Annotated in this window: 30 protein-coding genes and 3 pseudogenes; 16 read left to right on the top strand and 17 right to left on the bottom strand. The window is 72.2% G+C overall.

Translation table 11 applies throughout. The features are described from left to right. The coding region (locus ACWDAS_RS39140) for an ATP-binding protein (RefSeq protein ID WP_450400478.1) at nucleotides 1-132 on the top strand (132 nt) is incomplete at its 5' end. A gap of 442 nt (nucleotides 133-574) precedes the next feature. Here the strand turns inward: ACWDAS_RS39140 and ACWDAS_RS39135 are convergent. The 4 genes from ACWDAS_RS39135 to ACWDAS_RS39120 form a co-directional block, all read right to left on the bottom strand. Then, on the bottom strand, nucleotides 575-1048 hold the full coding sequence (locus tag ACWDAS_RS39135) for a hypothetical protein (protein ID WP_450400474.1): 474 nt from the start codon (nucleotides 1046-1048) through the stop codon (nucleotides 575-577). An 820-nt stretch (nucleotides 1049-1868) separates the two neighbouring features. After that, entirely contained in the window at nucleotides 1869-2216 is a 348-nt protein-coding gene (locus tag ACWDAS_RS39130) for a hypothetical protein (protein ID WP_450400473.1), read from the bottom strand. 292 nt (nucleotides 2217-2508) lie between these two features. Continuing rightward, a complete protein-coding gene (locus tag ACWDAS_RS39125) occupies nucleotides 2509-2721 on the bottom strand; it encodes a hypothetical protein (protein WP_450400471.1) in 213 nt (70 codons plus the stop codon). 297 nt (nucleotides 2722-3018) lie between these two features. Continuing rightward, nucleotides 3019-3687 carry a TetR/AcrR family transcriptional regulator gene (locus tag ACWDAS_RS39120; protein WP_450400470.1) on the bottom strand — a complete coding sequence of 223 codons (669 nt, stop codon included), beginning with the start codon at nucleotides 3685-3687 and terminating at the stop codon, nucleotides 3019-3021. Nucleotides 3688-4004: 317 nt separating this feature from the next. On the opposite strand from ACWDAS_RS39120, the gene ACWDAS_RS39115 reads away from it, so the two are divergent. The 5 genes and pseudogenes from ACWDAS_RS39115 (at nucleotide 4005) to ACWDAS_RS39095 (ending at nucleotide 8371) form a co-directional block, all read left to right on the top strand. After that, on the top strand, nucleotides 4005-4529 hold the full coding sequence (locus ACWDAS_RS39115; RefSeq protein ID WP_450400468.1) for a cupin domain-containing protein: 525 nt from the start codon (nucleotides 4005-4007) through the stop codon (nucleotides 4527-4529). Between the two features lie 310 nt (nucleotides 4530-4839). Further along, a pseudogene (locus ACWDAS_RS39110) lies at nucleotides 4840-5043 on the top strand (VOC family protein); the annotation flags it as partial. A gap of 327 nt (nucleotides 5044-5370) precedes the next feature. Continuing rightward, a complete protein-coding gene (locus ACWDAS_RS39105) occupies nucleotides 5371-6618 on the top strand; it encodes an MFS transporter (protein WP_450400466.1) in 1248 nt (415 codons plus the stop codon). Between the two features lie 873 nt (nucleotides 6619-7491). Then, on the top strand, nucleotides 7492-7854 hold the full coding sequence (locus ACWDAS_RS39100) for a DUF1330 domain-containing protein (RefSeq protein WP_450400465.1): 363 nt from the start codon (nucleotides 7492-7494) through the stop codon (nucleotides 7852-7854). 76 nt (nucleotides 7855-7930) lie between these two features. Further along, nucleotides 7931-8371, top strand: a complete 441-nt coding sequence (locus tag ACWDAS_RS39095; protein WP_450400463.1) for a hypothetical protein — start codon at nucleotides 7931-7933, stop codon at nucleotides 8369-8371. Nucleotides 8372-8393: 22 nt separating this feature from the next. Here ACWDAS_RS39095 and ACWDAS_RS39090 read toward each other — a convergent pair whose 3' ends face one another. Next, entirely contained in the window at nucleotides 8394-9071 is a 678-nt protein-coding gene (locus ACWDAS_RS39090) for a FadR/GntR family transcriptional regulator (protein WP_450400461.1), read from the bottom strand. Between the two features lie 7 nt (nucleotides 9072-9078). Between ACWDAS_RS39090 and ACWDAS_RS39085 the strand changes: the two are divergent. After that, nucleotides 9079-10314, top strand: a pseudogene (locus ACWDAS_RS39085) (MFS transporter); the annotation flags it as partial. A 72-nt stretch (nucleotides 10315-10386) separates the two neighbouring features. On the opposite strand, the gene ACWDAS_RS39080 reads toward ACWDAS_RS39085, so the two are convergent. The 7 genes from ACWDAS_RS39080 to ACWDAS_RS39050 all read right to left on the bottom strand — a co-directional run bounded on the left by ACWDAS_RS39080 (nucleotide 10387) and on the right by ACWDAS_RS39050 (nucleotide 16315). Beyond that, nucleotides 10387-11064, bottom strand: coding sequence for a response regulator (locus ACWDAS_RS39080; protein ID WP_450400459.1), 678 nt, complete (start codon nucleotides 11062-11064; stop codon nucleotides 10387-10389). After that, nucleotides 11061-12383, bottom strand: coding sequence for a sensor histidine kinase (locus tag ACWDAS_RS39075; RefSeq protein ID WP_450400476.1), 1323 nt, complete (start codon nucleotides 12381-12383; stop codon nucleotides 11061-11063). The genes ACWDAS_RS39080 and ACWDAS_RS39075 overlap by 4 nt, the downstream gene beginning before the upstream one ends. Before the next feature lie 77 nt (nucleotides 12384-12460). Beyond that, a complete protein-coding gene (locus ACWDAS_RS39070; protein ID WP_450400458.1) occupies nucleotides 12461-13309 on the bottom strand; it encodes an ABC transporter permease in 849 nt (282 codons plus the stop codon). Further along, nucleotides 13306-14244 carry an ATP-binding cassette domain-containing protein gene (locus tag ACWDAS_RS39065; protein WP_450400456.1) on the bottom strand — a complete coding sequence of 313 codons (939 nt, stop codon included), beginning with the start codon at nucleotides 14242-14244 and terminating at the stop codon, nucleotides 13306-13308. The genes ACWDAS_RS39070 and ACWDAS_RS39065 overlap by 4 nt, the downstream gene beginning before the upstream one ends. An 826-nt stretch (nucleotides 14245-15070) precedes the next feature. Beyond that, nucleotides 15071-15259 carry a hypothetical protein gene (locus ACWDAS_RS39060; protein ID WP_450400454.1) on the bottom strand — a complete coding sequence of 63 codons (189 nt, stop codon included), beginning with the start codon at nucleotides 15257-15259 and terminating at the stop codon, nucleotides 15071-15073. An 87-nt stretch (nucleotides 15260-15346) separates the two neighbouring features. Further along, a complete protein-coding gene (locus ACWDAS_RS39055; protein ID WP_450400452.1) occupies nucleotides 15347-15775 on the bottom strand; it encodes a hypothetical protein in 429 nt (142 codons plus the stop codon). Nucleotides 15776-15934: 159 nt separating this feature from the next. Continuing rightward, the gene (locus tag ACWDAS_RS39050; RefSeq protein ID WP_450400451.1) at nucleotides 15935-16315 is read right to left on the bottom strand and encodes a hypothetical protein; all 381 of its coding nucleotides are present in this window, start codon (nucleotides 16313-16315) and stop codon (nucleotides 15935-15937) included. 158 nt (nucleotides 16316-16473) lie between these two features. Between ACWDAS_RS39050 and ACWDAS_RS39045 the strand changes: the two genes are divergently transcribed. The 3 genes from ACWDAS_RS39045 to ACWDAS_RS39035 are packed head-to-tail and all read left to right on the top strand — an operon-like array spanning nucleotide 16474 to nucleotide 17494. Beyond that, nucleotides 16474-16800, top strand: a complete 327-nt coding sequence (locus ACWDAS_RS39045) for a hypothetical protein (protein ID WP_450400449.1) — start codon at nucleotides 16474-16476, stop codon at nucleotides 16798-16800. Continuing rightward, the gene (locus tag ACWDAS_RS39040; RefSeq protein WP_450400447.1) at nucleotides 16797-17231 is read left to right on the top strand and encodes a DUF3618 domain-containing protein; all 435 of its coding nucleotides are present in this window, start codon (nucleotides 16797-16799) and stop codon (nucleotides 17229-17231) included. Before ACWDAS_RS39045 ends, ACWDAS_RS39040 begins: the two co-directional genes overlap by 4 nt. Beyond that, nucleotides 17228-17494 (top strand): DUF4235 domain-containing protein, encoded by a 267-nt coding sequence (locus tag ACWDAS_RS39035; protein WP_450400445.1) that lies wholly within the window; start codon nucleotides 17228-17230, stop codon nucleotides 17492-17494. The genes ACWDAS_RS39040 and ACWDAS_RS39035 overlap by 4 nt, the downstream gene beginning before the upstream one ends. A 3-nt stretch (nucleotides 17495-17497) precedes the next feature. Here ACWDAS_RS39035 and ACWDAS_RS39030 read toward each other — a convergent pair whose 3' ends face one another. Beyond that, on the bottom strand, nucleotides 17498-17812 hold the full coding sequence (locus ACWDAS_RS39030; RefSeq protein WP_450400443.1) for a hypothetical protein: 315 nt from the start codon (nucleotides 17810-17812) through the stop codon (nucleotides 17498-17500). Nucleotides 17813-17937: 125 nt separating this feature from the next. Then, nucleotides 17938-18024, bottom strand: a pseudogene (locus tag ACWDAS_RS39025) (hypothetical protein); the annotation flags it as partial. 383 nt (nucleotides 18025-18407) lie between these two features. On the opposite strand from ACWDAS_RS39025, the gene ACWDAS_RS39020 reads away from it, so the two are divergent. The 4 genes from ACWDAS_RS39020 to ACWDAS_RS39005 all read left to right on the top strand — a co-directional run bounded on the left by ACWDAS_RS39020 (nucleotide 18408) and on the right by ACWDAS_RS39005 (nucleotide 19879). Continuing rightward, nucleotides 18408-19148 carry an STAS domain-containing protein gene (locus tag ACWDAS_RS39020; protein WP_450400441.1) on the top strand — a complete coding sequence of 247 codons (741 nt, stop codon included), beginning with the start codon at nucleotides 18408-18410 and terminating at the stop codon, nucleotides 19146-19148. A gap of 99 nt (nucleotides 19149-19247) precedes the next feature. After that, nucleotides 19248-19466 (top strand): DUF5133 domain-containing protein, encoded by a 219-nt coding sequence (locus tag ACWDAS_RS39015; RefSeq protein WP_450400440.1) that lies wholly within the window; start codon nucleotides 19248-19250, stop codon nucleotides 19464-19466. Between the two features lie 41 nt (nucleotides 19467-19507). Next, a complete protein-coding gene (locus ACWDAS_RS39010) occupies nucleotides 19508-19705 on the top strand; it encodes a hypothetical protein (protein ID WP_450400438.1) in 198 nt (65 codons plus the stop codon). A 33-nt stretch (nucleotides 19706-19738) separates the two neighbouring features. Beyond that, nucleotides 19739-19879 (top strand): hypothetical protein, encoded by a 141-nt coding sequence (locus tag ACWDAS_RS39005; protein ID WP_450400437.1) that lies wholly within the window; start codon nucleotides 19739-19741, stop codon nucleotides 19877-19879. 103 nt (nucleotides 19880-19982) lie between these two features. Here ACWDAS_RS39005 and ACWDAS_RS39000 read toward each other — a convergent pair whose 3' ends face one another. The 3 genes from ACWDAS_RS39000 to exaC all read right to left on the bottom strand — a co-directional run bounded on the left by ACWDAS_RS39000 (nucleotide 19983) and on the right by exaC (nucleotide 23593). Further along, entirely contained in the window at nucleotides 19983-20453 is a 471-nt protein-coding gene (locus ACWDAS_RS39000; protein WP_450400435.1) for a hypothetical protein, read from the bottom strand. Between the two features lies 1 nt (nucleotide 20454). Further along, the gene (locus ACWDAS_RS38995) at nucleotides 20455-21951 is read right to left on the bottom strand and encodes an amidase domain-containing protein (RefSeq protein ID WP_450400433.1); all 1497 of its coding nucleotides are present in this window, start codon (nucleotides 21949-21951) and stop codon (nucleotides 20455-20457) included. Nucleotides 21952-22069: 118 nt separating this feature from the next. After that, nucleotides 22070-23593 (bottom strand): acetaldehyde dehydrogenase ExaC, encoded by a 1524-nt coding sequence (gene exaC, locus ACWDAS_RS38990; protein WP_450400431.1) that lies wholly within the window; start codon nucleotides 23591-23593, stop codon nucleotides 22070-22072. A 171-nt stretch (nucleotides 23594-23764) separates the two neighbouring features. Here exaC and ACWDAS_RS38985 point away from each other — a divergent pair, with 171 nt between their 5' ends. Both ACWDAS_RS38985 and ACWDAS_RS38980 read left to right on the top strand, forming a co-directional pair. Continuing rightward, entirely contained in the window at nucleotides 23765-25057 is a 1293-nt protein-coding gene (locus ACWDAS_RS38985; protein ID WP_450400430.1) for a GAF domain-containing protein, read from the top strand. A gap of 22 nt (nucleotides 25058-25079) precedes the next feature. Next, nucleotides 25080-26201, top strand: a complete 1122-nt coding sequence (locus tag ACWDAS_RS38980) for a sulfite oxidase (protein WP_450400428.1) — start codon at nucleotides 25080-25082, stop codon at nucleotides 26199-26201. Nucleotides 26202-26728: the final 527 nt, after the last annotated feature.

Raw genomic sequence — 26728 nt, 5'->3', positions numbered from 1 at the left:
ACGGACGAGAACGGCCGCGGCCTCTTCCTGGTCGCCCAGCTGTCCCGCCGGTGGGGCTCCCGCTCGGCATCGGGCGGCAAGGTCGTCTGGGCCGAGGAGGACTTGGTCTCCTCCCCCACGCCGGCATCCTGAACGTCTGCGGCGCGGCGACCCGCTCCGTCCGTCAGGCGCCCTGGGGGAAGGCGTGCCTCGTGCCACCGATCACGGCTGCGGCAGCGGCGAGCAGGAGCGCCGACGAGGCCGCCGAGCGCGATGGACGACGAGCAGACCGTTGGCGGCAAAGGGAGCGGCGCTTCCGACGCGTCCGATGTGCGCTACGTCTGATCCGCGAGCCCGTCGCAGCGCGACGCCCGGCGTTCCACGGATTGCCACTCTCTACCCAGCGCAAGATCCGTGACTTCGAGCGTCGGAACGGTCTCGAACCTGGCGCTGTGACCTATGCGTTCCACCCGTGGAAGGCCACAGGAAAGCGACGGGGCCCGCGCTGGGGCGATCAGCCGACCTGCTGCGAAGAGGCCACCCGGGCTGAATCAGGGAGAACGCTCATCGAAAGGGCCTGCCTGCACGCGTGCCTCTATCCGTCCAGCCTCGCCCAGAAGCGCCGCTGTGTGGGCCAGAGCAAGGCGGTGACGACCACGCCTGCGGCAAGTCCGAGCGCCCAACACCACCACACCGAGAGCACAGTGCCGAACAGCAAGGCTGGGAAGGCGAAGAACAAGGTCGCAAACAGGAACACGAGGAGGACGAACGCGGTGATCAGGCGGCGTCTCAGCCACGACACGGCCCCTGCACGCCCGAAGATCATCGTCAGCCACCAACTGTAGACCGCGATTCCTTCGAGCAGCCCCCATGTGGTACCGAACCGCGCCCAGGCTATGGCGCCGGGAAGCAACGGCCAGGCCCATAGGAAGACCTGCCTAGGAACACTCATCGGCTCGCCGGCCGGATCCTTGAAGACGAGCACCATGGCCTCTCCGAGCGCTTGACGATGCCGTCCGTTGACTAGATCGCAGGCAGTCCGTCCGGTTAAGACGTTCATGACGTTCATGACGTTCGCCTCGGCCGGTGTCCGCGTGAGCTGGCCGAAGCGCCTCCACCCACCAATCCCCCCGACTCCCATCCCGTCTGCCGTCGGCCCACACACCGTGGCCGCGTCTGCTCGGCTTGGCCTGGGTCGATGGTGGACGGGATGGGATCCCACCACGCTCGCCACCGGTTCTGCCATTCGGCCATCCCGTCCATGACCGATCAGCGCCGCTTCGACTGACGGGACACTCGATCGGGCATGCGGTCGATCCGACGGAGTCGCCAGGTGCGGATCTCGCCGTAGAGCACGGATGTCCCAAGTATGAAGAGCGCGGTCTCCATGCTCGCTGGCCATGGTTCAGACACCCACCAGTGCCCTATGACCGCCCACGCAGCGAGGATCGGCACGGCGAGGAGGTAGCCGCGCAGGCGCACACGCAGCTGGCGCACATCGTGCCGCGGTTCAACTGTCACGGTGGGCCTGTGTCATCGCCGGATGACGGTTGATCACATGCGTATGCTGCTCACCTTTGCCCGGTAGGTCAATGCTGCAGCAGTCGCTCCGCGTCGGATCACGTATCGGATTGTTCTTCTGGGAGTGAATCGGGCTTCCTGCGACCGGGAATCGCCTCGGCGACCAGCTCAGTGACCTGCGCTCAGCCTGTCAACCGTTGTCGTCGTTGACTGCCCTTGGGACTCTCGGGCGGCCCGGACACGGCCGCGGGAACGAGCGCGTCTGCGCAGGTGATCGACGTAGAGGGATGGCTGTACTTCGATGCCGTGGTGGGGCCGGGCTCAGCTGAATAGGCGATCCATGCCCGCGAGGTCGGCGGCGTGCGCACCTACGACCGGCTGAGCCGGCCAGACATCCGCGCCCACTTTTCAAGGCAAAAGCCGCATATCAGGATGCAGATGCCCGTCAATCCTGCGATGTTGCGGAACATGTCATAGTGCCGATGTGCGGCGAGCAGCTCGATCGACAACCCCAGCCCCATCAGGATGACGCCGAGCCCCCAGATCCGGGGCGACTCGACACGGCCCCTGAGCCGAGGGAACAGCCAGCCGCGGAGGACTGCCGCTCCGCCCGGTAGCAGCGTGATCGCCAAGGCGGATCCGAGAGCAGCCCACCCATAGGCGTCCATGACGAACGCCTCTCCCCGGAAGATCGTCGGCGCGGCTCCATGCCGCACGAGCGGATCATGTCACGAATCTTGACGTGGGGAGACACCCTGCGCCGGATCCTGGCGGACTGATGGGGACATTCGAGTCCCCCCACTTTCTGCTCAGGTGGTCTGAGAGTCGCTCGGCTTGTTTTCCCCAGTTGACCGCCCGGCCGGGTGGCGACCGGAGGGATCGGATATGGCAGAGTCGGGCGGCGTCGTCTGGCTGGGCCGCACCAAGACCGGCGATGTGGCCGCGATCGGCGTGTCCAGCGGCATGCCTGGTGCCAAGGCCTGACGCGGCGCCCCCCGGCCCGAGTGGCTAGGGGCGGTAATAAAGGTCGCTCATGGTTGGCGGGGAGTTATGCACCGCGTAGGAGTTGTAGGACACCCGATCGTTGTACGCCTGTGCCCGCCGTGCCTGCTCGATGAGGAGTCCGTCGACGTTCTCCGTGCCGCGGCGACGCATGAGCTTGACGATCAGGACAACCGCGATGGCAACCATGAGTCCGAACATGATGCCGAGCTCGATCACAGAACCCCCCCGCCGTGAGTACTCACCCTCACGATAGCGCCCGACCTGGTGGCGGCCCAGATGGCGGGCCACCTGGCCGGTGGAACGGCTTTGGGCGGGAGCTGCCGCGGGGAGAGAGATCATGGCCCCTTGCGCCGGCCGCGAATCGGGCCGGCTCCTCGCCTGGCCGCACAGCCCGATCCGGGGCCGTGCTCTCCGAGGCTCGCCCACACCATCGGCGGGGCCCGGCGGCACGCATCGTTGCCCATCCTGAGCGGTTCTCCGCACCGCGAGAAAGGGCCTTCATCGATGCGATCTCTACGGCAAGCCCTGGCGGCTCGACGGCAGCAGCCCACCGACGACGAGTTCCGCCAGCGTTTCGGCCATACGCTTCGCGTCCGCGGCCGTGTCCGGCGCCTCCGGTCCGAGACGGTTGTGCATGTGCTGATGGGTCAGAGCCAGAGCAGCCCCGTTGATGGCGACAAAGACCATGTGCGGCGGCACTTCAGGCATACGACCGCTGTCCATCAGCCGCCGGATGACCGGCGTCAGCTGGTCCCAGAATCTACGGGTGTATTTCGCGGCCAAGTAGTCGAGTCGGCCGGAATCATGAACCGACTCCTCCGCGACGATGCGGTTCAGCTGGGGACATTTCGCGGTGGCGGTGAAGAGCCGGGTGATCACGGTTCTCAATACCTCGGCGTCGTCCAACTGCTCCAAGGACGCGAAGAAATCCACCCGTAGGTCCTCGACGGCGAAGTCGATCACCGCGCGCCAGAAATTCTCCTTCGAACCGTATCGGTCGTTGACGTAGTTGTGACTGACTCCCAGTCGCTTCGCCAATTCCCGAACTGTGGTGGCCCGGTAGCCGAGTTCGGCAAAGGTGGCCAGGCCCCGACGAAGGATGTCCGCGTCTTCGCGGGCGACCTGTCCGCCACTCCCCGGGGAAGCCGCCTTGCCTGCGGCTTCCTGAGAGTTCGAAGGCACGGTCCTGCTCCGTTCCACCGCGGGTGTGAGCACGCCCAGGTTGTTGGCGCGGCTGATCAGTCTACCCGTAGGCGTCCGGCCCGGTCCGCGCCGCCCGGCCGCGCTCCGTGGAGCCGTGCCGGGGTGTGCGTGTGCGGCTCACCCCACCCACTTGACAGTTGTCAGATCGAAAGTAGTCTGACACCTGTCAAGTGCCTGTGGGGCGGTTGCGGACGCGGCGTTCTGTGGCGGCCGGGAGGGGGCGACCCACAAGAGGACCGACGGCGCGTCCGCGTGCTTGTCCACGCCAGTCCGAATGAGAATCGAGCGACATAGCCATGACCTTTTTGCTGACCGAGATGGACCCGCATGACCCGCACTGGGACAAGCGCGGTGCGCTCTACGTGCCGTCCGGTCGGGGCCCGACGGTGTGGGCCGTAGGTGACATCTACACGATCAAGGCCACGGGCGCGCAGACGAACGGAGGTCTCGGTTTCATCGAGGCCACGGTTCCGGCGGGTGGTGGTCCTCAGGCGCATGCTCACACAGAGCAGGAAGAGACGTTCTACATACTCGACGGCGAGTTGGAGTTCCTGGACGGCGACCACATCTTCACAGCCGTTGCCGGAGACTTCATCCACGTACCCCGGGGGGTCCGCCACCGCTTCACGAACAAGGGCAACCATGCCGCGAAGATGATCTTTATGTTCACTCCCCCCGGGCCGGAACAGATCATCGCCGATTACGCCGAGCCCGTCCGGCCCGGGGAGGTGCCTCCGTCCCAGATCGACGACGAGCAGATCGCACGGTACGAAGAGATGATCCGCTTGACGAAGGTGATCAACCTTCCGGAACCTTCCTGAAACCGGTTCAGGCCGAGCAGCGAGGCCTGCTGCTCGGCCTGACCGCGACACAGCCGGCGTGAATCGCATGCAGGACTGTCCCGGCCGCACCGGCCCACCCCCGCGACCCAGTCGGGCGCCGCGCTCAAGGACGCCATGGTCCGCGCCGGACAGTCCCATCGGGCACGCGAAGCGCACGGGACGGACATGGCGCATGCCGTTGCGGCGTGCACAGGATCGCCGGTGTGGCACCGCGACCTGTTCAGGTGAACATCAAGGCTCTTGATCACTCGGCGGTCGGCCCGTTCTGGGCGGGGCGCTCGGCTGGAGTTTCCTTCGCACGCCCGGCGTGAAGACCGTGCCGGACCGCGTCCATCTTGACCTGCTGCCATACCCCGGTGACGACAAGGCAGCGGAGGTGGCCCGGCTGCGGGCCCTCGGTACCAGCGACCTCGACCTCGGCCAGGGCGACGTCCCGTGGACGTGCCTGGCCGACCCGGAGGGCCACGAGTTCTGCGTCCTCGCCCCGTCCTGACGCGGAGCCTTGACGACACCCCGGCACGTGAGCCTTGTGTGCTCATGTGCCATGGCCCCGGGCGGGTGGGCTGCGGCGTCTGGGTCGATTCGGGCGGCGAGATCACCGTGGGTTCAAATCCCACACTCTCCGCACCGGGCCAGCGAAGGCGCTGGACAGAAGGGGTGCCCCAGGACACGGGGGTGCCCCTTCTTCGTGCGCGAGGAGCCCCGTGGTTCCGCGCTGTTTCCCGCTCGATGGGTCACGCAGGGGGGCACATCCCCCCTTCCCGACATCCGACGCGGGACGAAGTGTGCAGGAGTGCCGTGGGCGGGGAGACTTCCGCCCGTGACTGAGACTGCGCACGACGCGAACGAGACCGCCGACGATGAGAAGTGGCTCACGCCTGGCGTGCGTGGGATCGGCTCGGCGAGCTTCCTGGCAGACGTCGGCCACGAGATACCCACCGCGCTGCTGCCGTCGCTGCTGACCTCCACGCTCGGGGCGCCGGCCGCAGCGCTCGGAGCGATCGAGGGCGTCTCGGATGCGCTGGCCGGTGCCGCCCGCTTCGGTGGCGGTGTCCTGGCCGACGACCCCGCCCGGCGCCGCAAGGTCGCGGTCGGCGGCTACGCCACCACCGCCGTACTCGGCGCGGCCACCGCCGGAGCCACTGCCGTCTGGCAGGTCGGGCTTCTGCGCGCAGCCGCGTGGACCGCCCGCGGCCTTCGTGTCCCGTCCCGCAACGCGCTGCTCGCCGACATCGTCCCGGCCACGGCCTTCGGCAGGGCATACGGCTTCGAGCGGATGATGGACAACCTGGGCGCCATCTTCGGCCCACTCCTCGCGCTGGGCCTGGTCGCCTGGCTCGGGGTCACATGGGCCATCGGCCTGTCCGTCATCCCCTGCCTGCTCGCTGCCGCCGCGATCGTCTACGCCATCCGCAAGACACCCCGCCCGACCAACCGCGACCGGGTACCGCTGCACATCCGCGTCCGACCCGTGCTGCGCGGCGACTTGGGCAGGCTCATGGGGGCTGTGGCAGCTTTCGAGGTCGGCAACGTCGCAGCCACCCTGCTCATCCTGCGGGCCTCTGACCTCCTCACCCCAGAGCACGGCGCCAAGACAGCAACCACCATCGCGCTCGGGCTCTACACCGCGTACAACGTCGCCGCCACGATCGCCTCGATCCCTGCCGGTCGCCTGTCCGACCGCCTCGGCACCCGGGGCCCGATCCTCGTCCTGGCCGGCGGCGTCCTCGCCTTCGCCGCCGCCTACGGCATCTTCGCCGTCACGGGTGCCGTGGTCGCGGTCCTGGCCGTGCCATTCGTATTGGCGGGTATCGGCATCGGGGCCGTGGAGACCGCGCAGCACTCCGCTGTCGCTGCCCTCGCCCCCGCTGACTTGCGCGGCTCCGCCTTCGGCATGCTCGCCACGGTCCAGTCCTTCGGGAACCTCGCTGCCTCCACCATCGCAGGGATCCTGTGGACGGCCGCGTCTCCGGCTGCGGCGTTTGCCTATCTTGCGGCGTGGATGCTGCTGGCCCTCGTCGGGCTGCTGCCGGCCGCAACGGGAGGCTTCAGCGCTCGCGGGCGGTAGAGCCGACGGTGAGAGGTCCCGTGCACGCCATTCTGGCTCGGCGCGCACGGGGCACTCGGGTTACTCGCCGTTGCGCTCGACGAGGAACGTGATCTCCTTGCGGATGCTCGATGAGCCCCTCCGCGTCGCGGAAGTTGATGTACCCATCCCGAGCCACGAAGTGGTCGGCGTGCACCTGGTGCACCTGTGCGCGCGGCACACCGCGGTTGATCGAGAAGTGGCCGCAGTCCCAGGACTGTGGCGGCGACATCCTTGGGTGGGCCTTCTTTGGGCTGCTCCGAGGCGAAGGCGCCGGCAACCGTTGGCAACCGGATGGCTCTGAGATCGAAAGATCACGTCTCCACATGTCTCCTCCGGGGAGCGCGCTCCCCGGAGGAGACATATACACGTCACGGCGCGCGCGGCCGATGAGTTGCTGACCGAGGCGCGTGAGGCGACGGCTGGTTGGCCGGTTGAGGATCCGACGGCGGGGCATCCGCCGTGCGGTCAGGACCTCGCCGGCGAGGGCTCGCGTGTTGCGGGAGACCCTGCGCGCCGAGGGGGCTGACGGTGCCGGAACAGTGGCGCGGTCGCTTGATGTCACTGACGTCAGGGCCCGCGGTGGGGGCTGTCTGACGATGAATGGTCTTCACCGCGTATACCGGATCGAGCGGTTCCACGAGCTCGTTGGTGGCTATGGCCACAAGGCCGACGGGTGCGCCGCCCTGCTGCAATCCGCGGTCGGCGCCTCCCCGCGCAGACGTTCTCTGACCTGCGCGGGGAGGCACTCCCCCACCCGACCGCCATTACCTCCGGCGTAATCGACGGCCCCGCCGGGGCCCGGCAGGATCGGGAGCAGTCGGCAGGACACCCACCGAGCCCCTTGGAGCAGCAATGACCGCCTACGCCGTCGGCCACCTTCGTCCCGCGGATCCCGACGAGGAGGTCTTCGAGTACATGGAACGGATCCAGGACACCCTCGACCCCTTCGGAGGCCGCTTCATCGTGCACGGCGCGACCGTGGAGGTCGTCGAGGGGCCGTGGCCCGGGTCCATCGTCATGATCGAGTTCCCCGGCATGGAGGAGGCGCGCGGCTGGTACCGGTCGGACGCCTACCGGGAACTCCTTCCGCTCCGCACACGCCATGTCGAGGGCGAGGTGATCCTGGTGGACGGCGTGGGCCCGGGCTACGACGCCTCCGGCACCGCCGCCCGGCTCAGGGCGGAGGCCGCGCGGGTACGCCAGCCGTCCGGGTGACTCGACATGACGATCACCGAACGGTAGACAAGCCCCGGGGAGCGGCGACCGCGCCGCGAGGAGACTGGGGGGCCAGTTGACGTTCGGGCACGCGTGGCGCCGTGCCGTCCCCAGCAGTGCCGTCCTGACCCTGGCGCTCACCGGCTGCGCCGTCATCGATGCGCCCAACTGCACCCTGGCGGACGCGGAGTCGGGCGTCGTCGTGGCCTGGGCCAAGAAGGACTTCCCCGAGAACGCGCGCTTCCGGCTGTGTTCGGGGAGGGTCTGCATGGACCGTGTGGGCACCCGGGACACGTGGACGACGAGAGTCGAAGTGCGGCTTCCCGACGACATCGGAGCCAGGACCGTCCCCGTGCGGTTCACGGTGACCTCCGCGGACGGCTCCCGGACGCTGTACGCCCGGGTGACCGCGGTGCGGCTGCAGCGCTACGCGCCGAACGGCGAGTCCTGCGACCCGATCGTGTGGCAGGCGGCCCTGCGGGCCGACCCGGGCGCGGGACTCGTGCCGGTGGAGTGACCGGTACCCGCGCCCGCTCGCGTCAGCCGTCGAAGCGGCAGCCGGTGGTGTGGGAGGCCGCCTCGCCCGAGGCCGTGGCGGCCGCGCCGTCACGGATGGCGTCCAGCAGCCGCGTGTGGTCCATGTAGTCCTCGGGGCGCAGCGCCGGGGCGCTGAAGTGCTCCCGCAGCGAGTCCCTGACGACCTGGCCGAGGTCCGCGTAGAGCTCGATCAGGACCTCGTTGCGGGAGGCGGCCACCACGGCCAGGTGGAAGGCGCCGTCCGCGTCCACGAAGGCGTCCCGGTCGCCCGCGGCCCAGGCGCGTTCCCGCCGCTCCAGCAGTGTGCCGAGGCGGTCGAGGTCCTCTGCGGTTCGGCGTGTCGCGGCGAGGCCAGCCGCCGCCGACTCCAGGGCGCCGCGCACCTCGGCCACGTCGCGCTGCCCGGCGTCCTCGAAGCGGCGCTGCATCACCCCGGCCAGTTCACTGGTCGCCGCGACATAGGTGCCCGACCCGTGGCGTATGTCCAGCAGCCCGTTGTGGGCGAGCGCGCGTACGGCCTCCCGGACGGTGTTGCGCGCCACACCCAACTGCCGGACCAGCTCCGGTTCCGTCGGAATGCGGGAGCCCACCGGCCAGGCGCCGGAAGTGATCTGCCGGCGCAGTCCGGAGACCACCTGCTCGAAGAGCCCGGAAGGACGGGGCACAGGACGTAGACTCATCCCATGATTATACGCCGGAGGGGCCCAGGGCCGGGCAGCGGAACGGCGGCGCACCGCCCGGCCGGGCGCCCGGGCCGGCGGGCTCGCCGTCCTGGCCCTGCTGCTGGCGGCGCTGGACCTCCGGCCCGCGGTCACGAGCCTCGGCCCCGTCCTGGAGGAGGCGCGGGCGGGCCTCGGGATGAGCGGCGCAGTCGCCGGGCTGCTGACCTCCGTACCGGCGCTCTGCTTCGCCATGGTCGGTTCCGCCGCGCCCCGGCTGGCCCGCCGCTACGGGCCCTCCGGGGTCGTCGCGGCGGGCACGGCGGCGGTCGCCGCGGGTCTGGCGCTCCGTCCGCTGGCCGGGGGGACCGGTGTGTTCCTCGCGCTCAGCGCGCTCGCGCTCGCCGGGATCGCCGTCGGCAATGTGCTGCTCCCGGTGGTCGTCAAGCAGCGCTTCCCGGACCGGGTGGGCCTCATGACCGGTCTGTACGCCATGGCGCTGAACCTCGGGGCCGCGGCCGCGGCCGCCCTCACCGTACCCCTGGCCGGGGCGTTCGGCGGCGACTGGCGGTGGGGGCTGGGCGCCTGGGCGGTCGTCGCCGCCGTCGCCGTCCCCCCGTGGCTCGTCCTGGCGCGCCGTCGTGCGGACGACCGGGCCCCGGCGCCCGCCCGCGTGCCCGAGCCCGATCCCGGCGTGCGGCTGACCCGCTCCCCCACCGCCTGGGCCCTGGCCGTCTACTTCGGCCTGCAGGCGGGTGCCGCGTACGTCGTCATCGGCTGGCTGCCGCAGGTCTTCCGGGACGCCGGGCTGCCGGCACGGACCGCCGGCCTGCTGTTCGCGGTCACCTCGCTCCTCGGCGTGCCGCTGTCGTTCGCGCTGTCCGCCCTCGCCGGGCGCCTGCGGCGGCAGAGCGGGATCGCCGTCGGCATCGGCCTGTTCGGTCTCGCCGGTTACGCGGGGCTGTGGGCGGCTCCGGCCGCCGCGCCCTGGGTGTGGGCGGTGCTGCTCGGCGTCGCCAACTGCTCCTTCCCGCTGGCCCTGACGGTGATCGGGATGCGCGGACGGGACGGCGCGACCGTGGTGCGGCTCTCCGCCTTCGCGCAGAGCACCGGCTATCTGCTGTCGATCCCGGTGCCGTTCCTGGTCGGTGCGCTCTACCAGCACAGCGGTGGCTGGCGGGTGCCGCTGGCGTTCATGGCGGCCCTCATGCTGCCGCAGCTCGTCGCCGGTCTCGTCGCGGGCCATGACCGCGGCGCGGCCTGACCGGCGGGTCCCAGCCGCGGGTCTCTCCGGCGCACGGTCGTGTGAAGGCGCCCGGCGGATGTCCGTCCGCGGTCAGCCGGGCGGGTTCGGACGGGTGAGGCCCAGGTCGTAGGCGAAGATCACGGCCTGGACGCGGTCGCGGGCGCCGATCTTCGCAAGGACGCGGCCGACGTGCGTCTTGACGGTGGATTCGGACAGCACCAGGCGCGCGGCGATCTCTCCGTTGGTCCAGCCCCGGCCGATGGCGACCAGGATCTCCCGCTCGCGGTCGGTCAGGGCGCCGAGCCGGGGGTCCCCTGCGGCCCCGTCGCCCGGCGGACGACCGGGAAGGTGGTGGACGTAGGCGTCGAGGAGGCGGCGCGTCACCGCGGGGGCGACCACGGCGTCACCCTCGGCGACGGCGCGGATCCCGGCGAGGAGCTCCTCGGGACGGGCGTCCTTGAGGAGGAATCCACTGGCGCCCGCGCGCAGCGCCGCGTGGGCGTACTCGTCCAGGTCGAAGGTGGTCAGAACGAGGACGCGGGAGCGCCCTCCGGTGGCGATGATGCGGCGGGTGGCCTCGATGCCGTCCATGCCGGGCATGCGGATGTCCATGAGCACCACGTCGGGCCGCACTTCGGCCGCGAGGCGGACGGCCTCGGCACCGTGGGCGGCCTCACCGACGACGGCGGTACCGGGCTGGCTCTCCAGCAGCATGCGGAAGCCGTAGCGCTGCAGCGGCTGGTCATCCACGATGAGGACGGTGGTCACGTCAGGCCGCCCGCGAGGTCGGGGGCCGGCGAGAGGTCCAGGACGGCCTCCACGGTCCACCCCGCGCCCGGGCCGGGACCGGCTGTCACCGCGCCGCCGTACAGGGCCGCGCGCTCCCTCATGCCGGCGAGCCCGTGTCCCTCCTCGTGCGCCCGCCCGGTCCGTCCCGTGTCCCCCGGTGGGCCGCTGTCCTGGACGCGGACACGCAGGCAGGGGCCGTCGGCCGCCAGCGTGACCCGCGCCAGGGTCTCGGGGCCCGCGTGCTTGAGGGTGTTGGTGAGCGCCTCCTGGACGATGCGATAGGCCATCAGCTGTACCCCGCGGTCCAGCTGGTCCAGTTCTCCGCCGGATCGGTAGACGACCTGCGGGCCGGCGGCGCGGATACGGGCGCACAGCGCGTCGAGGTCGGCGATGCCCGGCTGGGGATTGAGCTCCGGGGCCCGGTCCGCCTGGTCGCGCAGGACGCCGAGCATGCGCCGCAGCTCGCCCAGGGCCTGGCGGCTGGTGTCGCCGATGAGCCGCAGCGCCTCCCTGCCGCGTTCGGGCGTGGCCTCGGCCGCGTACGCGCCGCCGTCGGCCAGGGTGATGATGACGGACAGGTTGTGGCCGATGATGTCGTGCATCTCGCGGGCCACACGGGCGCGTTCGGTGGCGGCGGCCAGCCGGCTGCGCTGGTCGCGCTCGATCTCCAGGCGCGCCGCCCGCTCCCGCAGACCGGCGAGCTGGGCACGGCGGATCCGTACGGCGATGCCGAGCGCGACGGCCGCCGTCCCCGCGCTGAACAGGAAGAACAGCGCGTCCGCCACGGGCACCGCGGCGGACAGCCGCGCCGCGACCAGGGCCAGGGCGCCGGCCGTGGCCGCGCAGCCCCACGCCAGACGCCGCAGCGGTCCGTGCAGCGCGAGGCTGTACAGCGCGACGAGCAGGGCGACGTCCGCGCGCAGTCCGACCCCCAGGGCCCACTGCAGCACGAACACCACCGTGATCACCGCGAACGCCGCCGACGGCCTCCTCCGGCGCCACAGCAGCGGCAGGAGCAGGCCCGCCTGCAGGACCAGCGTCGCGGCCACGGGTGGCCGGGTGAAGGTGATCCGGTGCTCGCGGGGGGCCTCTCCGTGGACCAGGTCCGGGATGCAGAAGAGCAGCAGGACGACGACCACCACCGCGGTGTCGAGGATCCACGGGTGGTCGCGGTCCGCCTGCCGCACGCGCTGACCCGCCAGGGCCACCCGCAGGAACACCGGGTGGCCCGAGAGCGGGTCGGCCGCAGGATCCGGCGGCTCGGCCGGGCCGGCCCGGGGGACGTCCTCGGGGTTCACGGGTGTCACCAGTCCATCGTCGGCGGGAAGTGCCGTGGCGGCACGGGCACGCGGGCCGGTACCGCCACACGAGTGGCTCAGGCGTCGGTGCGCACCAGGCGGACGGCGGCCCCGGCCAGCGCGAGCAGGGTCCAGAGCACGAAGACCACCAGTCCGGCCGTGGGCGACAACGTGGTCGCGTCGTGGTGCAGGGCGAACATCGCCTCACCCGCGCTGCCGGGCAGGTAGGGGCCGATGTCGTCCTGCCAGGCGGTGGGGAGCAGCGAGACCAGGCCGGGGATCAGCATCAGCACGGCCACCAGCACCGAGATGCCGCCCGCCACCGAACGCAGCAGCGCGCCCAGGGCGACACCGATCACGCCGACGAGACCGAGGTAGAGCCCGGCACCCAGCAGAGCGCGTACGACACCCGGGGCCGAGAGGGTCATCGCCGCCGTGGTGCCCGAGACGATGCCGCCGGCGACGGGGAAGGCGACGAACACCCCGGCGGCGCCGACCACGAGCGCGACCAGCCCGAACACCACGGCCTTGGACCACAGCACCGGCAGACGGCGCGGCACCGCGGTCAGCGTGGAGCGGATCATGCCGGTCGAGTACTCGCCCGCGGTGACCAGCACGCCCAGTACGCCGAGCGCCAGTTGCGCGAAGTTGGTGCCGAAGAGGGAGAGGCTGAGGGCGGTGGCGTCGGCGAAGTCCCGGTCCATGGGCCGGCCCGAGACGATCCTCGACCTGAACCGGGCCGCGGCGATCAGGCCGAACGCGACCAGGAACAGCAGGCCGAGCCCGAGCGTGATCCAGGTGGACCGCAGCGACCAGAGCTTGGCCCACTCCGACCGCAGGACGCGCGGGCCGGTCACCCGGTGGGCCGGACGGGCGGGCCGTTCCGGGACGGGTGTGGACGTCCGGCTCGGTGCGATGGTGCTCATGCCGCACTCCTCTGCGCTTCGGAGACGGTGGTGGAGCCGTGGTACTCCACGGCGTCCCTGGTCAGCTCCATGAACGCCTCCTCCAGGGAGACCGTCCGGGTGGTCAGTTCGAACAGGGCGATGCCGTGCTCGGCGGCCTTCAGCCCGATCGACCGCGCCGTCAGACCCGTCACGAGGAGTTCCCCGGAGCCGGCGCGGCCGGTGATCTCCACGCCCGTCCCCGCCAGGACCTCGCGCAGGCGGGCCGGGTCACCGGTCGCCACCTTCACCACGTCCCCGCCCGCCTGGCGGACCAGGTCGTGCACCGTGGTGTCGGCCAGCAACCGGCCGCGGCCGACGATGACCAGATGGTCCGCGACCAGGGCGACCTCGCTCATCAGGTGCGAGGACACGAAGACCGTGCGCCCCTCGGTGGCGAGCCCCGTCAGCAGGTTCCGGATCCAGAGCACGCCCTCCGGGTCCAGGCCGTTGACGGGTTCGTCCAGCATCACCGTGGCCGGGTCGCCCAGCAGCGCCGCCGCGATGCCCAGGCGCTGGCCCATGCCGAGGGAGAAGGCTCCGGCGCGCTTCCTCGCCACCGACCGCAGCCCGGTCAGCTCGATCACCTCCTCCACCCGGCGGCGCGGGATGCCATGGGTGTACGCCTGCGCCATCAGATGGCTGAACGCCGACCGGCCGGGATGGACCGACTTGGCCTCCAGCAGTGCTCCGACCTCCTGCAGCGGCGCGCGGTGCTCGGCGTAGCGGCGGCCGTTGACCCGCACCGTCCCGCTGGTGGGGGCGTCCAGCCCGACGATCATCCTCATGGTGGTCGACTTCCCGGCGCCGTTCGGCCCGAGAAAGCCCGTCACCGTGCCCGGCCGGGCCGTGAAGTCCAGCCCGTCGACCGCCGTCTTCTCCCCGTACCGCTTCGTCAGTCGGTGCGCCTCGATCATCGATCACCCCTGCGACGTCCCGGGCCGGACCGTTCCGGCCCCTCTCACCCGCAACGCTAGGTTCGGGAACGGCGCGATCCGTGGCACTCCCGGACCGATCATCGGGATGCGCGTAGTACCGCGGTACCACGCGACGGCGACGATCCATGAGGACGCCGCCGGAGTCCCGTCGGGGACCTGGGGTTGCGTCGTGCCGACAGGGTGCCGGCCGCCTGACATCGAGCCGGGGAGCGGCAAGTCCGCCGAGGGCGAGACCTTCACCGGGGACACCGCCCCGCAGGTCGTCCGCCGCTGAAGGACCTCCGCGCTCCCGATCCCGGCGCCGCGTCCGGGATCGGGGCCGCACACCGCGATGGGAGCGGCACCGCGCCTGCGTCACCACGCCCTCGGCCGGGGACCGCGCGGGCTCCGGCGCGCGGTCGCCTGCCGCTGCCTCGGCGCCGCTGAGGGCGGCGTCACGGGTGTCGGGCATCAGGACGTAGGTGACCAGGGAGACCAGCGCGCACTCCGACACATACAGGCGGGGCCTGTGATCCGGGTCTCTCGAACAGGGCGGCGACCGGCAGCGGGGGAAGTCATGGCTCCGGCGAGGCACTTGGGTGGCGAAGGCGCGCGTGCGGTGACGGCCGGCAAGCCACCCCCGTAAGGCCGGGCCGGTGCCCCCGGGCCCGCGGTCCGTACGCCGCGCAGCCCCCGCCCGAGCGGCCGCAGGCAGGCGGTGGACGCGCCCGCGTGGGGGCGCTCCCGGGACAGGGTGTCGCGGGCCGGCCGGCTCGTGACCACGGCGTACGGCGCGGCGCCGCCCGCGTCCCCGGCCGGCGCCGGGTCAGACCCGCAGCCCCTTGCGGGCCCGGCGTTCCAGGGTGCGCCGCCGGCGTTCCGCCGCGACGGCCCGCAGCCCCTCCTCGCGGCGCTTGTTGTACCCGGGGGGCTCCACCGTGAACAGGCACAGGCCGCAGACGTAGCCGCCCTCCGGGCCTTCGATCACGGGTTCCAGGCAACGCTCACAGTCCATCGTGCAGTCGTACCGTACGGGGACGGCTACGGGCCAGCTGTTGCGGGGAGGTCGCGGACCCGGCGGACGGCCTCTGCGCTTCCCCCGTCACAATGTGACGCTGCGCCGGCTGACGAGCGCCCCGTCACCGTCGGCCCAGCCGAGGATCAGCCGGCGGAGGTCCGTGTGGCTGATCATGCGCGTGGTGGTGTAGGCCGAGCCGCACTGGGCGCCGATCTCGCGGCCCTGCGGCGCGTCCGAGTAGCCCTCGCGGTCCCGGCCGTCGTCCGTGGCGAGGAAGACGCAGCCGGGGTAGTCGACTTCCTTGGTGACGAGGGCGTCCACGTCCCAGCCGCGGCCCACTGGGTGGACGGTGATCGTGGCGTGGCCGACCCGCTCGCCGTCGTACACGGCGAGGCGCACGGTACGGCCGCCGTCGCGGTGCGGCGTCCACCTCTCGGCGGCCCGGGCGGAGGGGGCCGCCGCCACCAGCATCACCGCGGACAGGACGGACACAACGACACGACGCACACGCACTGCGGCCTCCACCAGGTCAGATGCACGGGCCGCCGCTCGGCGACCGGCACCATCCAAACCCCGCAAACCCGCCCGGGGCCCGGCGCGGCACGGCGAGCCGGGTCTTGATCACTCCGCTGGCCGGAACGCGGTGCCCCCGGACGTACGAGGCGGCCGGGCTCAGCCCTCCGCCGGGCCCGCGGCCGCACGGACCAGCAGCGCGAACGCGGCCACACCGGCCACGGCGGCCGCCGCGCCCGTCGCCCCCGCGGAGCGGAAGCCGCGCGAGGAACGCCAGGACAGCATCGACCAGCGTGACTGGGCGGACAGCAGCGAGCCCACGCTCAGCCAGGAGCCGCCCGAGAGCAGGGACAGCGCGGAGCCGATCGACCCGGCGGACAGGGCGCTGCCGACCGAGCCGACGGACAGCACCGAGCCGACGGAACCGATGGAGAGCACGGACCCCACCGAGCCGATCGAGAGCACCGAGTCCTTCGACCACAGGGACAGAGCGGAGCCCCGGCAGGAGGCGCCCGCCGGCGCCGCGGAGGATGTCTTCATGGCCCCATCCTGCCGAACCCGTCCGCGCGCGGAGGTATCTGACATCGAGTCAGCGGGGTGATCGGGCGTGAGACGGAACGGACCGGGAAGGCGCGCTCTGAGGGGTGTCTGCCGAACGGGAGACGCGACGCGGAGCGGATGGAGGCAGGTGAAGGACCGTGAGCGGCACCGCGCACCGCGGCGGCGGGGAACCGGCGGGCCGGCCGGTCTCCCGACTCCGGACGCAGCGGCTGTCGCAGTCGGCGCGTGAGGAAGTGCCCCCGGCCCGGGCGGAGATGACGCCCAAGGGCACGCGGTCCGGCCTCGGTGGCGACCTGTGCGGCGGCGCGGCCCTGACCGCCAACGGGCGTACCGGACCCGGTCGCCGCGGCCCCGGCCACGACGGGCCGCGGGCACTGCGCCGGGCCGTACCGCTCACACCGGAGGCCGCCGTCGGCAGCCCCGCGGCGGGCACAGCCGAACTCAAGGAAAGGGCACACCGATGACGAGCGACAAGTCCCCCACGACCGGCGAACTCCGCGAGCGTGTCGAGGCGACCCGCGAGGAACTGGGCCGTACCGTCGCGGCACTGGCCGCGCGGACCGACGTCGGCGGCCGGCTCAGGAGCCGTGCCACCGCGGCCGGCGCCAAGGCGCACGAAACGGCCTCCCGCATAGGGGGGCTGGTCAGGGAGAAGGCCCCCGGCCCCGCCCGCGACAGGACCCTGGAAGCGGCGGTACGGGTGCGGCGCCAGGCGGTGCACGCCGGACGGCTCGCCCGTGCGAAGGCGACGAGGCTGCCGAAGCCGCCGAAGGCGCTGCGGGAGCAGGCCGGCCGGACCGTGCGGGCCGCCCGGGACCGGCGCACGCCGCTGCTGACCGCGGGTGCCGCGCTGGGCGTGTTCCTGGTGGTACGCCGGCTCACGAGGCGCGGATGAAGGCGTCGAAAGTCGTCTACAAGCCCGTGGGCATGACCCTGGGCGCGGTCTCGGGACTGATCGCCGGGGCGTTGTTCAAGCGGGCCTGGACGGCTCTGGCTCACGAGGACGACGCGCCCGACGCCATGGACGAGGGCCGCGACTGGGCCGAGGTGCTCACCGCCGCCGCCCTGCAGGGGGCGATCTTCGCCCTGGTCAAGGCGGCGGTGGAACGCGGGGGCGCGACCGCGGCCAGGCGGCTCACCGGCGCCTGGCCGGGCTGAGCGTCACACCCTGTCGGCGGTCTCCCGCAACCAGCCCAGGTACCAGGCGGCGAAGGTGAGCGGGGTGCCGTCGGGCCCGGTGGCCGGGCGGAGGTCGAGGTCGTCGACCCGCTCGTCGTCCCAGATCTGACCGGCCGCCGGACCGGACAGGACCAGCCACTGCCGCTGCGCGCAGCCCAGATGGCACAGGCAGACGGCGCCCACGGTGCGGTCGTCGCCCCACAACAGGGGCTCCCAGCGCTCCTGCCACGCCTCGAAAGCGGCGTCGAACTCCTCGATGTCCTCGAACTCCTCCTCCTCGGGGCGCTCCTGCTCCATGGCGGCCAGTTGCTCCGGCGTCGCCCGTCGCGTCGGGAAGGGCTCGGCCAGCCGGGCCAGGTCCGTGAGGTCGGCTCCGTCGCCGTGCCACGCAGGAACCGCCGGTACTCCTCCGGCAGCCGCACACCGATCTGCGCCTCCAGCTCGGCCAGTTCAGCGGCCGTCAGCGGTCTCCAGCCCCGGCACGCGTTCCCGCAGCCCCGTCCACACATCGCTCACACCGCTCGCACCGCCCATGCCGCGGACCCTATCGGGGCCGCCGATTGTCGGTGCCGGCACCTAGGGTGAGGGGGTCCCATTCCGTGTGGCTTCTCGGACCCGGACTCCAGGAGGGCCGGCCCTGTGGCGGGGCCGGCCACCGCACGGCAGCAGGCAATTCCCCGTGGCGAGCAGCGCCGAGGGGTCCGCCGCGACGCGCGGACGGGTGTCCCCGGCGCACCGGGCGCCAACCGGCCCTCCAGCACATATCATGCCTATGTCACTCCTTTGCCCGGAAATGTTCATGATTGCGCCCGGGTGTCGTTTACGTTTTCCGATCAGTCGACGCCGAGGTGGTGCACGCACCGGCGAGCAGCGAGAACGCAGGAGGTACGGCATGTCGGACCGGTCTCCCGATCTGCGGGTGCACTCCGTGCCCGCGGGGCCCGAACACGCCGCGGAGGGCGAGCTCCATACGCGCCTGACCATCCTGCTGAGTCCCGTCGGCGCCGCGCGAACCCAGGCCGTCCTGATCGGCGAGCTCGACGTCGAGAGCGCGCCGGAACTGCGCCGCGCGCTGTCCGCCGCCCTGGAGGCGGGGGACGGCCTCGACCTGGATCTGCGGGACATCACCTTCTGCGACTGCGCGGGCCTGAACGTCCTGATGGAGCTGCGCAACCGCGCGCTGGCCGGGCACCGCACGCTGACCGTGAGCGCCGCGAGCGACACCGTGCTGCGGCTGCTGGATCTCACCGGCAACCGCGGGGCGCTCATCCCGTCCCGGCCGCCGGCCCACCGGCTCGGCGCGGACGTCCGCCGGCTGTACACGGCGGTGTGCCTGGCGCTGCTCGACGCGGGCCTGCCGCTCGCGCAGCACGGCGCCGGCGACGACCGCCCCGTCGTGGAGGCCGAGCCGCGGGGCGTGGTCGTGCGCTGGGAAACCCTGCTCGGTCCCGGCGCGACGGGGACGCGGGGGGCGCAGGAGGCACGGGCGGAGTGCCCGCCCGGGACGCACCGCCGCCCCTTGCACAAGGCAGTGCTGGACGCCCTGGCCCTCGCCGGGTTCCGCACGGTCGAGGACCGTACGGCGACCCGCGAGATCATCGTCACCGCTCTGCCGGAGCGGGCACGCCGCTGACGCGACGCCGCGCTCACCCGGCGTGTCCGGAGGTAGCCGGGGTATGCGGCTGCCAGGTACGCGACTCGACGCCGTGACCCCGCTTCCGAGGAGGACGACGTGCTGCTGGCCCATCCCGCCGTGCTGAACGACCTGGTCGACCGTTACGAGACGCTGACGATGCTCAACCCCGAGGAGCCCGAGGTGCGGCGCCGGCTGGCGGACGTCTCGTACACGCTGTGCGTGGCGACCGGCACGCGGGACGTCGACACGGCGATCGTCGCGGCCCGGCTGCGGCTGCCGGGGGCCCGCCCGGAGGACGACTCGGTGCTGGCCTGAGCGGCGGCCGCGTCCGCCGCCGCGGCCGGGAGGGAGACCCATTGCGCACGGTCGGGGTAAAGGGGGAACTCCTGCTGCTGGACGCGGAGTCCGGTGAACCGCGGGCACTGTCGACGGCGGTGCCGGCCTCGGCACGCCGCGACGGCACGGTCGCCGGCGAGGTGTCCGAGGCCGAACCGCAGTGCCAACGACAACTGGAGTTCGCCGGGGACAGGCCGCAGGAACACCCCCGCGTCTGAGGGGGTGTTCCGGCCCTCATGCCCTGGGTGGTCTTGAACACCACCCTGTACGTCGGGCCGGTCGCCACCGCCCTGCACGGTGGCGACGTGGCCTACTACGCCGCGTCCGTGGCCTCGGTCGCGGCCTACGCCCCGCCGCGCCTGCGCCGGAGCGGCGCTCCGGCATCGGCCTGAGCCGAGTTCTCACCTCCGAGGTCGGAACGCGAGACGGCACACGCCCCCGAAGGCCCGATCGGCGCCCTGGCACAGAGCCAGGGCGCCTTCGCCGTTTACCGACCTAGTCCGACCCGATGACGAACAGCCACAGGCCGTTCCGCTTGAAGACGGTGAACGCCTGCTGCTGTCCGGTGCGGCGGAAGCGGATGGTGCCGCCTCGGACGTCGTACGGGTCCTCGGGCGTCAGGTCGATGGAGACCGGTCCGGCCGCCGCCTTGCCGTAGGTGTCGATCACCCGGCGGGCCGCCGCGACCTCGGCGCGGCGGGCGAACCAGTGCCGGTGCCAGGACAGGTCCGACAGGCGGTCCGCCTCACCGTCACGCAGGCGCTGCACGTAGAGCCGGAGATACAGCTTGAGCGTGTCCGGGGCGTCGCGGTCACCCGTGTACGTCACGGCGGGTAGCCCGGTCCGGCTCGCACCGCGGTAGTCCCACTGGTCGCGAGGTGCGCCCCAGGCCAGCCCGGCGCCCCCGGCCAGCAGCACGGCGAGGCCGAGAGCGAGCCACAGAGTGGTTGTGCGTGTTCGGTTCATCTCAGTACCAGTGGGGGGTGATATGGGCGATGTACACCTTGACGCCGTGCCGACGCTTGATGATGGCGGCGAGGTTCGTCTTACGGTAGTGGCTCGAGTGCTGGTAGACCTTGATGGAGCTGGTCGAGGAGCCGGTGCCGTAGATCACTCCGGCGTGGTCGAGGTTGGAGTCCCCGTCGTCCGCGTACTCCAGCAGCATGATGTCGCCGGCCGAGATGTTGCTGATGTTCGTGACCCAGGTGAGGCTGTCCTCCTTGCCCATGAAATTGGCGAAGTTGTTGGCGGCGGACCAGGAGTAGGTCATGTCCGACTTGGACTTGCGCCACCACTCGTACGGGCTGCGCTTCAGGTCGACGACCGAGCCGTACTCCATGTGCGCGCCACCGCCCCGATTCAGGGACTTGGAGGCGAAGTTGGTGCAGTCGGTGCGCAGTTCGTCCTTGTCCTCGTAGTGCGCCGCGGCCCAGGACACGGTGCCGCTGCGGCTGAACGAAGCGCGCTTGACGGTACCCGAGGGCGCGGTGCCCGAGGGAAGGGCGTCTCCGTCGGTGTAGAAGGCGTCCATCTCGGGCGCCGTGGTGTCGGTGTCGTCGCCGTCGAGCGGGACCTGCGCGGCCGCGGTGCCGGAGGCCGACAGGCTGGTCAGGAAGTCGTCGGCGGACAGTTGCTGGGTGAGTACGGGCGTCGGGCCGCTGGTGTCGAAGGTGTAGACCTCGTACGCGTCCTCTTCGTCCTGGGCGCCGCCGTCGGTCATGGTGGTGGTGCCCGTGTGGTGGGTGTACACCAGGTCGGACGTACCGGTCAGCGGGCCCGCGGTGGTGCCGGCCAGGGTCGTGGTGATGCCCGAGTAGCCGAGTCCGTCACCGGCGAACCGGGCCTTCTCGGCGAGGAGATCGTCCGCGTCGGTGTGCAACTGGGTACTGAAAGAAGCTCCGTTGGAGCTGGCCGCGACGGCGGCGTCCGCGCTCGCGTAGGTGCCGGTGAGCAGTCCGCTCCGGGCGTCGAGGTACTGCTGGAGTATCGACTGGTAGGTGGTGCCGCTCGCGGCGTGCGTCGTGGCGGGCTTGGTCAGTGCCGAGGTCGCGGGGGTGCTGGTGCCGTGCGCGGTGGTCGCGGTGACCGTGACGGTGTACCCGCCGCCGTTGACGAGACCCGTGAGCACGGCCGCGGTGCCGGCGGTCGCGGCGTCGACCGTGGTCTGCGCGGCCTGCGTGGCGCCGGCCGTGTAGGCGGTGACGGTGTACGACGAGATGTCGCCGGAGTAGCCGGTGTTCTCCGGGGCGTTCCAGTGGACCAGCAGTCCGGAGGAGACCGGCGTGGCGGTGACGTCGGTCGGCACGTCGGGGGCACCGGGCGCGACGTAGGTGACGGTGAGCTTGGTGCCCGAGGCCGGGTAGGTGGCGCCGGTTGCGGTGTCGGAACCCTCGTCCGCAGCCTGGAGGGCGAGCCCCTCATCGGGATTCGACCCGTCGAGCCAGAGCTGGACGGCGGATGTCACATCCAGCGCGGGGGCGATACGGGTCTCAGGGGCGGCGGATCTCGACTTACCGCTCAGCCGTGCGCCCCGGAGGGCGCCTGACGGGCATCTTGCCTGGTCAGGCGCCCTTCTTCGGTGTCTAGAAGAAGCCCAGCTTCTTCGGCGAGTACGACACCAGCAGGTTCTTGGTCTGCTGGTAGTGGTCGAGCATCATCTTGTGGGTCTCGCGGCCGATGCCGGACTGCTTGTAGCCACCGAAGGCGGCGTGCGCCGGGTAGGCGTGGTAGCAGTTGGTCCAGACGCGGCCCGCCTGGATCGCGCGGCCGGCGCGGTACGCGGTGCTGCCGTCGCGGGTCCAGACGCCGGCGCCGAGGCCGTACAGGGTGTCGTTGGCGGTGGCGATGGCGTCGTCGAAGTCGCCGAAGGACGTGACGGCGACGACGGGGCCGAAGATCTCCTCCTGGAAGACGCGCATGCGGTTGTCGCCCTCCAGGATGGTGGGCCGGACGTAGTAGCCGCCGGCCAGTTCGCCGCCCAGGTCGGCGCGTTCGCCGCCGGTGAGGACCTTGGCGCCCTCCTGCTGGCCGATGTCGAAGTAGGAGAGGATCTTCTCCAGCTGGTCGTTGGAGGCCTGGGCGCCGATCATGGTGGAGGTGTCCAGCGGGTGGCCCTGGACGATCTTCTCCGTGCGGGTGACGGCCGCTTCCAGGAAGGCGTTGTAGTGGCCGCCCTGGATCAGTGCGCGCGACGGGCAGGTGCAGACCTCGCCCTGGTTGAGGGCGAACATCGTGAAGCCCTCGAGCGCCTTGTCGTAGAAGTCGTCGTCGGCACTGGAGACGTCGTCGAAGAAGATGTTGGGGCTCTTGCCGCCCAGCTCCAGCGTGACCGGCTTCAGGTTCTGCGAGGCGTACTGCATGATCAGCCGCCCGGTGGTCGTCTCACCGGTGAAGGCCACCTTGGCGACACGCGGGCTGGAGGCGAGCGGCTTGCCGGCCTCGACGCCGAAGCCGTTGACGATGTTGACGACGCCCGGCGGCAGAAGGTCGGCGATCAGGCTCATCCAGAAGTGGATGGATGCCGGGGTCTGTTCGGCCGGCTTGATGACCACGGCGTTGCCCGCGGCGAGGGCCGGGGCGAGCTTCCACGTCGCCATGAGGATCGGGAAGTTCCAGGGGATGATCTGCGCGACGACGCCCAGGGGCTCGTGGAAGTGGTAGGCGACGGTGTCGTCGTCGATCTCGGCGAGGCTGCCCTCCTGGGCGCGGATGGCACCCGCGAAGTAGCGGAAGTGGTCGATGGCCAGCGGGATGTCGGCGGCGAGGGTCTCCCGGACCGGCTTGCCGTTCTCCCAGCTCTCGGCGACGGCCAGCTCCTCCAGGTGCTGTTCCATGCGGTCGGCGATCCTGCCGAGGATGTTCGCCCGCTCGGTCACCGAGGTGCGGCCCCAGGCCGGCGCCGCCGCGTGGGCGGCGTCCAGGGCCCGCTCGACGTCGTCGGCGGTGCCGCGGGCGACCTCGGTGAAGATCTCGCCGGTGACCGGGGTGGGGTTGCCGAAGTACTCACCGCGGGCGGGCGGCACGTACTCCCCGCCGATCCAGTGGTCGTAGCGCGGCTGGTACGACATGATCGCGTCGCCTGAACCGGGGTTGGCGTACCGGGTCATGGGGCGGCCTCCCATTGCCGAGCCGCCCGCTCCGTTGCGGACGGCGGTTGACCGGACCGTAGAACGCGCAAGGTTGCAACAGGGTTGCGGCGCGCCACCGCGGAACTACACTCGGCAGCACCCCACCCGGTGCCGCCGGGCACCGGCCCGTGCCTACCCCGGGGAACGGCCATGACTGTCACGTACGCGGCGTCCTACGCGGCCTGGCCGCCGGGGACGGATCCGGAACTGCTGCGGCGCGACGTGGCGCGCGCGCACGAGGAATTCCTCACGACGGGACGCTCCCCGCGGCCGCTGCGCGACGTCGTCCGCCACTCCTGGCAGCGCTCCCTCAGCCGCGGGGTGGACCCGGAGGCCGACGGCCCCCGCTCCCCCGGTCTCGGCGGGGCGGAACTGCGCGACTACCGCCGGGAGCACCCGATGGCGGCGGTGCTGCCGGTCGTGCGCAGCCTGCTCGTCGACCCGGCGCAGGACAGCGACCAGTTGGTGGCGATCGGCGACGAGCACGCCCGGCTGCTCTGGGTCGAGGGCGCCCCGGGGCTGGCGGCACGGGCCGAGCGGATCGGTTTCGTCGAGGGCGCGGAGTGGGCGGAGGAGACGGCCGGCACGAACGCGCCCGGCACGGCGGTCGCCCTCGGGCGGCCCCTGCAGATCTACGCGGGCGAGCACTTCATCCGGCCGGTGCACCCCTGGAGCTGCTCGGCGGCACCCGTCCGCGACCCCGACACGGGCGCGGTGATCGGGGTGATCGACCTGACCGGAGGCGACCACATCGCGGCGCCGCACGCCCTGGCCCTGGTGCGGGCCACGGTCGCGGCGGCGGAAGCCGAGCTGCGGCTGCTGCGGCTGCGGGGCGTACTGCCGGCGGCCGCGGCACCGGCGGCGACGGCCGCCACGGCCCGGCTGGAGGTGCTGGCACGCGACCGGGCGCTGCTCACCTCCCCGTACGGGACGGTGGAACTCAGCCCGCGCCATTCGGAGATCGTGTTCCTGCTGGCCCGGCATCCCCGGGGGCTGGGCGCCGACGCGCTCGCGGCGCGGCTGCACGAGCACGAAGCGGCTCGGGTCACCTTGCGGGCCGAGATCTCGCGGCTGCGGCGGCTACTCGGCCCGGAGGTGCTGGGCTCGCGCCCTTACCGGCTGCTGCTGCCGACGGCGACGGACGCCGACGAGGTCCGCGCGCTCCTCTCGCGCGGCGCCCACCGCCGGGCCCTCTCCGGCTACCCCGGGGCGCTGCTGCCCGGCTCGGACGCCCCCGCCATCGTCGACGCGCGCGAGGAACTGGACTGGGCGATGCGCCGTGCCCTGCGGGACCGCGGCGACATCCGCCTGCTGCTCGCCTGGCTGGACCGGCCCGGCAACCACGACGACGTCGACCTGCTGCAGGCGGCGCTGGGCGCCCTGCCCCGGGAATCGCCCCGGCGCCCGGTGCTGCGCGCCCTGCTCGACCGCGCCCGGCTGTGACGTGCCGGGGCACACTGGTGGAATGGAGCCGCGCATCACCGATGTGAGTGCCGCGTCCCGGCTGGCCGGTCCGGCCGAGGGCATCGGCCTGGACGAACTGGGGCTCGCCGCCCGCAATCACGGGCTGCCCCTGGAGGCGCTGCGCGACGAGGTCACGCCGCCCGGCCTGCACTACGTGCTGGTCCACTTCGACATCCCGGCGGCGGACGCCGACTCCTGGCGGCTGACGATCGGCGGCAGGGTCCGCACGGCGCTCGAACTGAGCCTGGCCGACCTGCGCCGTTTCCCGCGGGTCACGCACCGGGTCACCATGGAGTGCGCCGGCAACGGCCGGGCCCGGCTGACCCCGCGTCCGATCAGCCAGCCGTGGCTGGTCGAGGCGGTCGGCACGGCCGACTGGACGGGAGTTCCGCTGCGTACGCTGCTCCAGGAGGCGGGCGTGGCTCCCGACGCCGTCGAGGCGGTCTTCACCGGCGCCGACCACGGTGTGGAGCGCGGTGTCGAGCAGGACTACCAGCGGTCGCTCACGCTGGCCGCCGCCACCGCGGACGACCCCGAGGTCCTGGTCGCGTACGAGATGAACGGCGCTCCCCTGCCGCCCCAGCACGGCCGTCCCGTTCGGCTGGTCGTCCCGGGCTGGTACGGCATGGCGCATGTGAAGTGGCTCCGCGACATCACGCTCACCGCCACGCCGTTCACCGGCTTCCAGCAGGCCGTCGCCTACCGCTTCCGGCAGGAGGCGGACGAACCCGGCGAGCCGGTGACCCGGATGGCGCCGCGCGCCCTCATGGTGCCGCCCGGCTTCCCCGACTTCATGACCCGCACCCGCGTCGTACGGCCGGGCCCGCAGTGGCTGGAGGGCCGGGCGTGGTCCGGCCACGGGCCGGTCACCAGGGTCGAGACGAGCACGGACGGCGGCCGGTCCTGGCAGGAGGCGGAACTCGACGCGGCAGGGGACCACCCCTGGGCCTGGCGGCACTGGCACTGTGCCTGGGACGCCACGCCCGGACACCATGTGCTCGGCGTCCGCGCCACGGACGCCGCGGGGCACACGCAGCCGCTGGAACAGCCGTGGAACCGCGGCGGGTTCGGGAACAACCTCGTGCAGCGGGTGCCGGTGGTGTGTCTGGGGCACGGCGCCTGACGCGGCGGCCCGGAACGGAGCGGCACGGTGCGCCGCACGCGCCGTGCCGGGCACCGGAACGCTCTTCCCGGGGGCGACAGGGCCAGGCACGGGCACCGGGCGCCGAACCACCGTGGTCGGCATGGACGGCTCGAACACGATCGGCGACTTCCTGCGTGCCCGAGCTCGTCCGGCCCGAGGACGCCGGCCTCGGCGGCGGTGGCCTGCGGCGCGTGCCGGGGCTGCGGCGGGAGGAGGTCGCGATGCCCGGGGCATCAGGTGCGACTGCTGCCCGCGGCTGGAGCAGGGGCGCGACCGCAATCCCTCCGTGCAGGTCCTGGAGGCGCTCGCGGGCGTCCCGCGGCTGGACGCCGACGCGGCCGCGTACCTCATCGGACTGGTCGGGCCGGGGCCCCGCAGGGTCCGGCGCCGGGCGCCGGAGAAGGTGCCCGGGCACATCCTGCGGCTCCTCGGCCAGCTGCCGATGCCCGCGCTGGTGCAGGGGAAGTACCCGGACGTCCTGGCGGGGAACGCGCTCGCCCGGGCGC

The sequence above is a fragment of the Streptomyces sp. NPDC001070 genome, from assembly GCF_053598835.1.
Note: the sequence above shows the minus strand (reverse complement) of the source record. Positions and strands in the feature narration are given on the sequence as shown.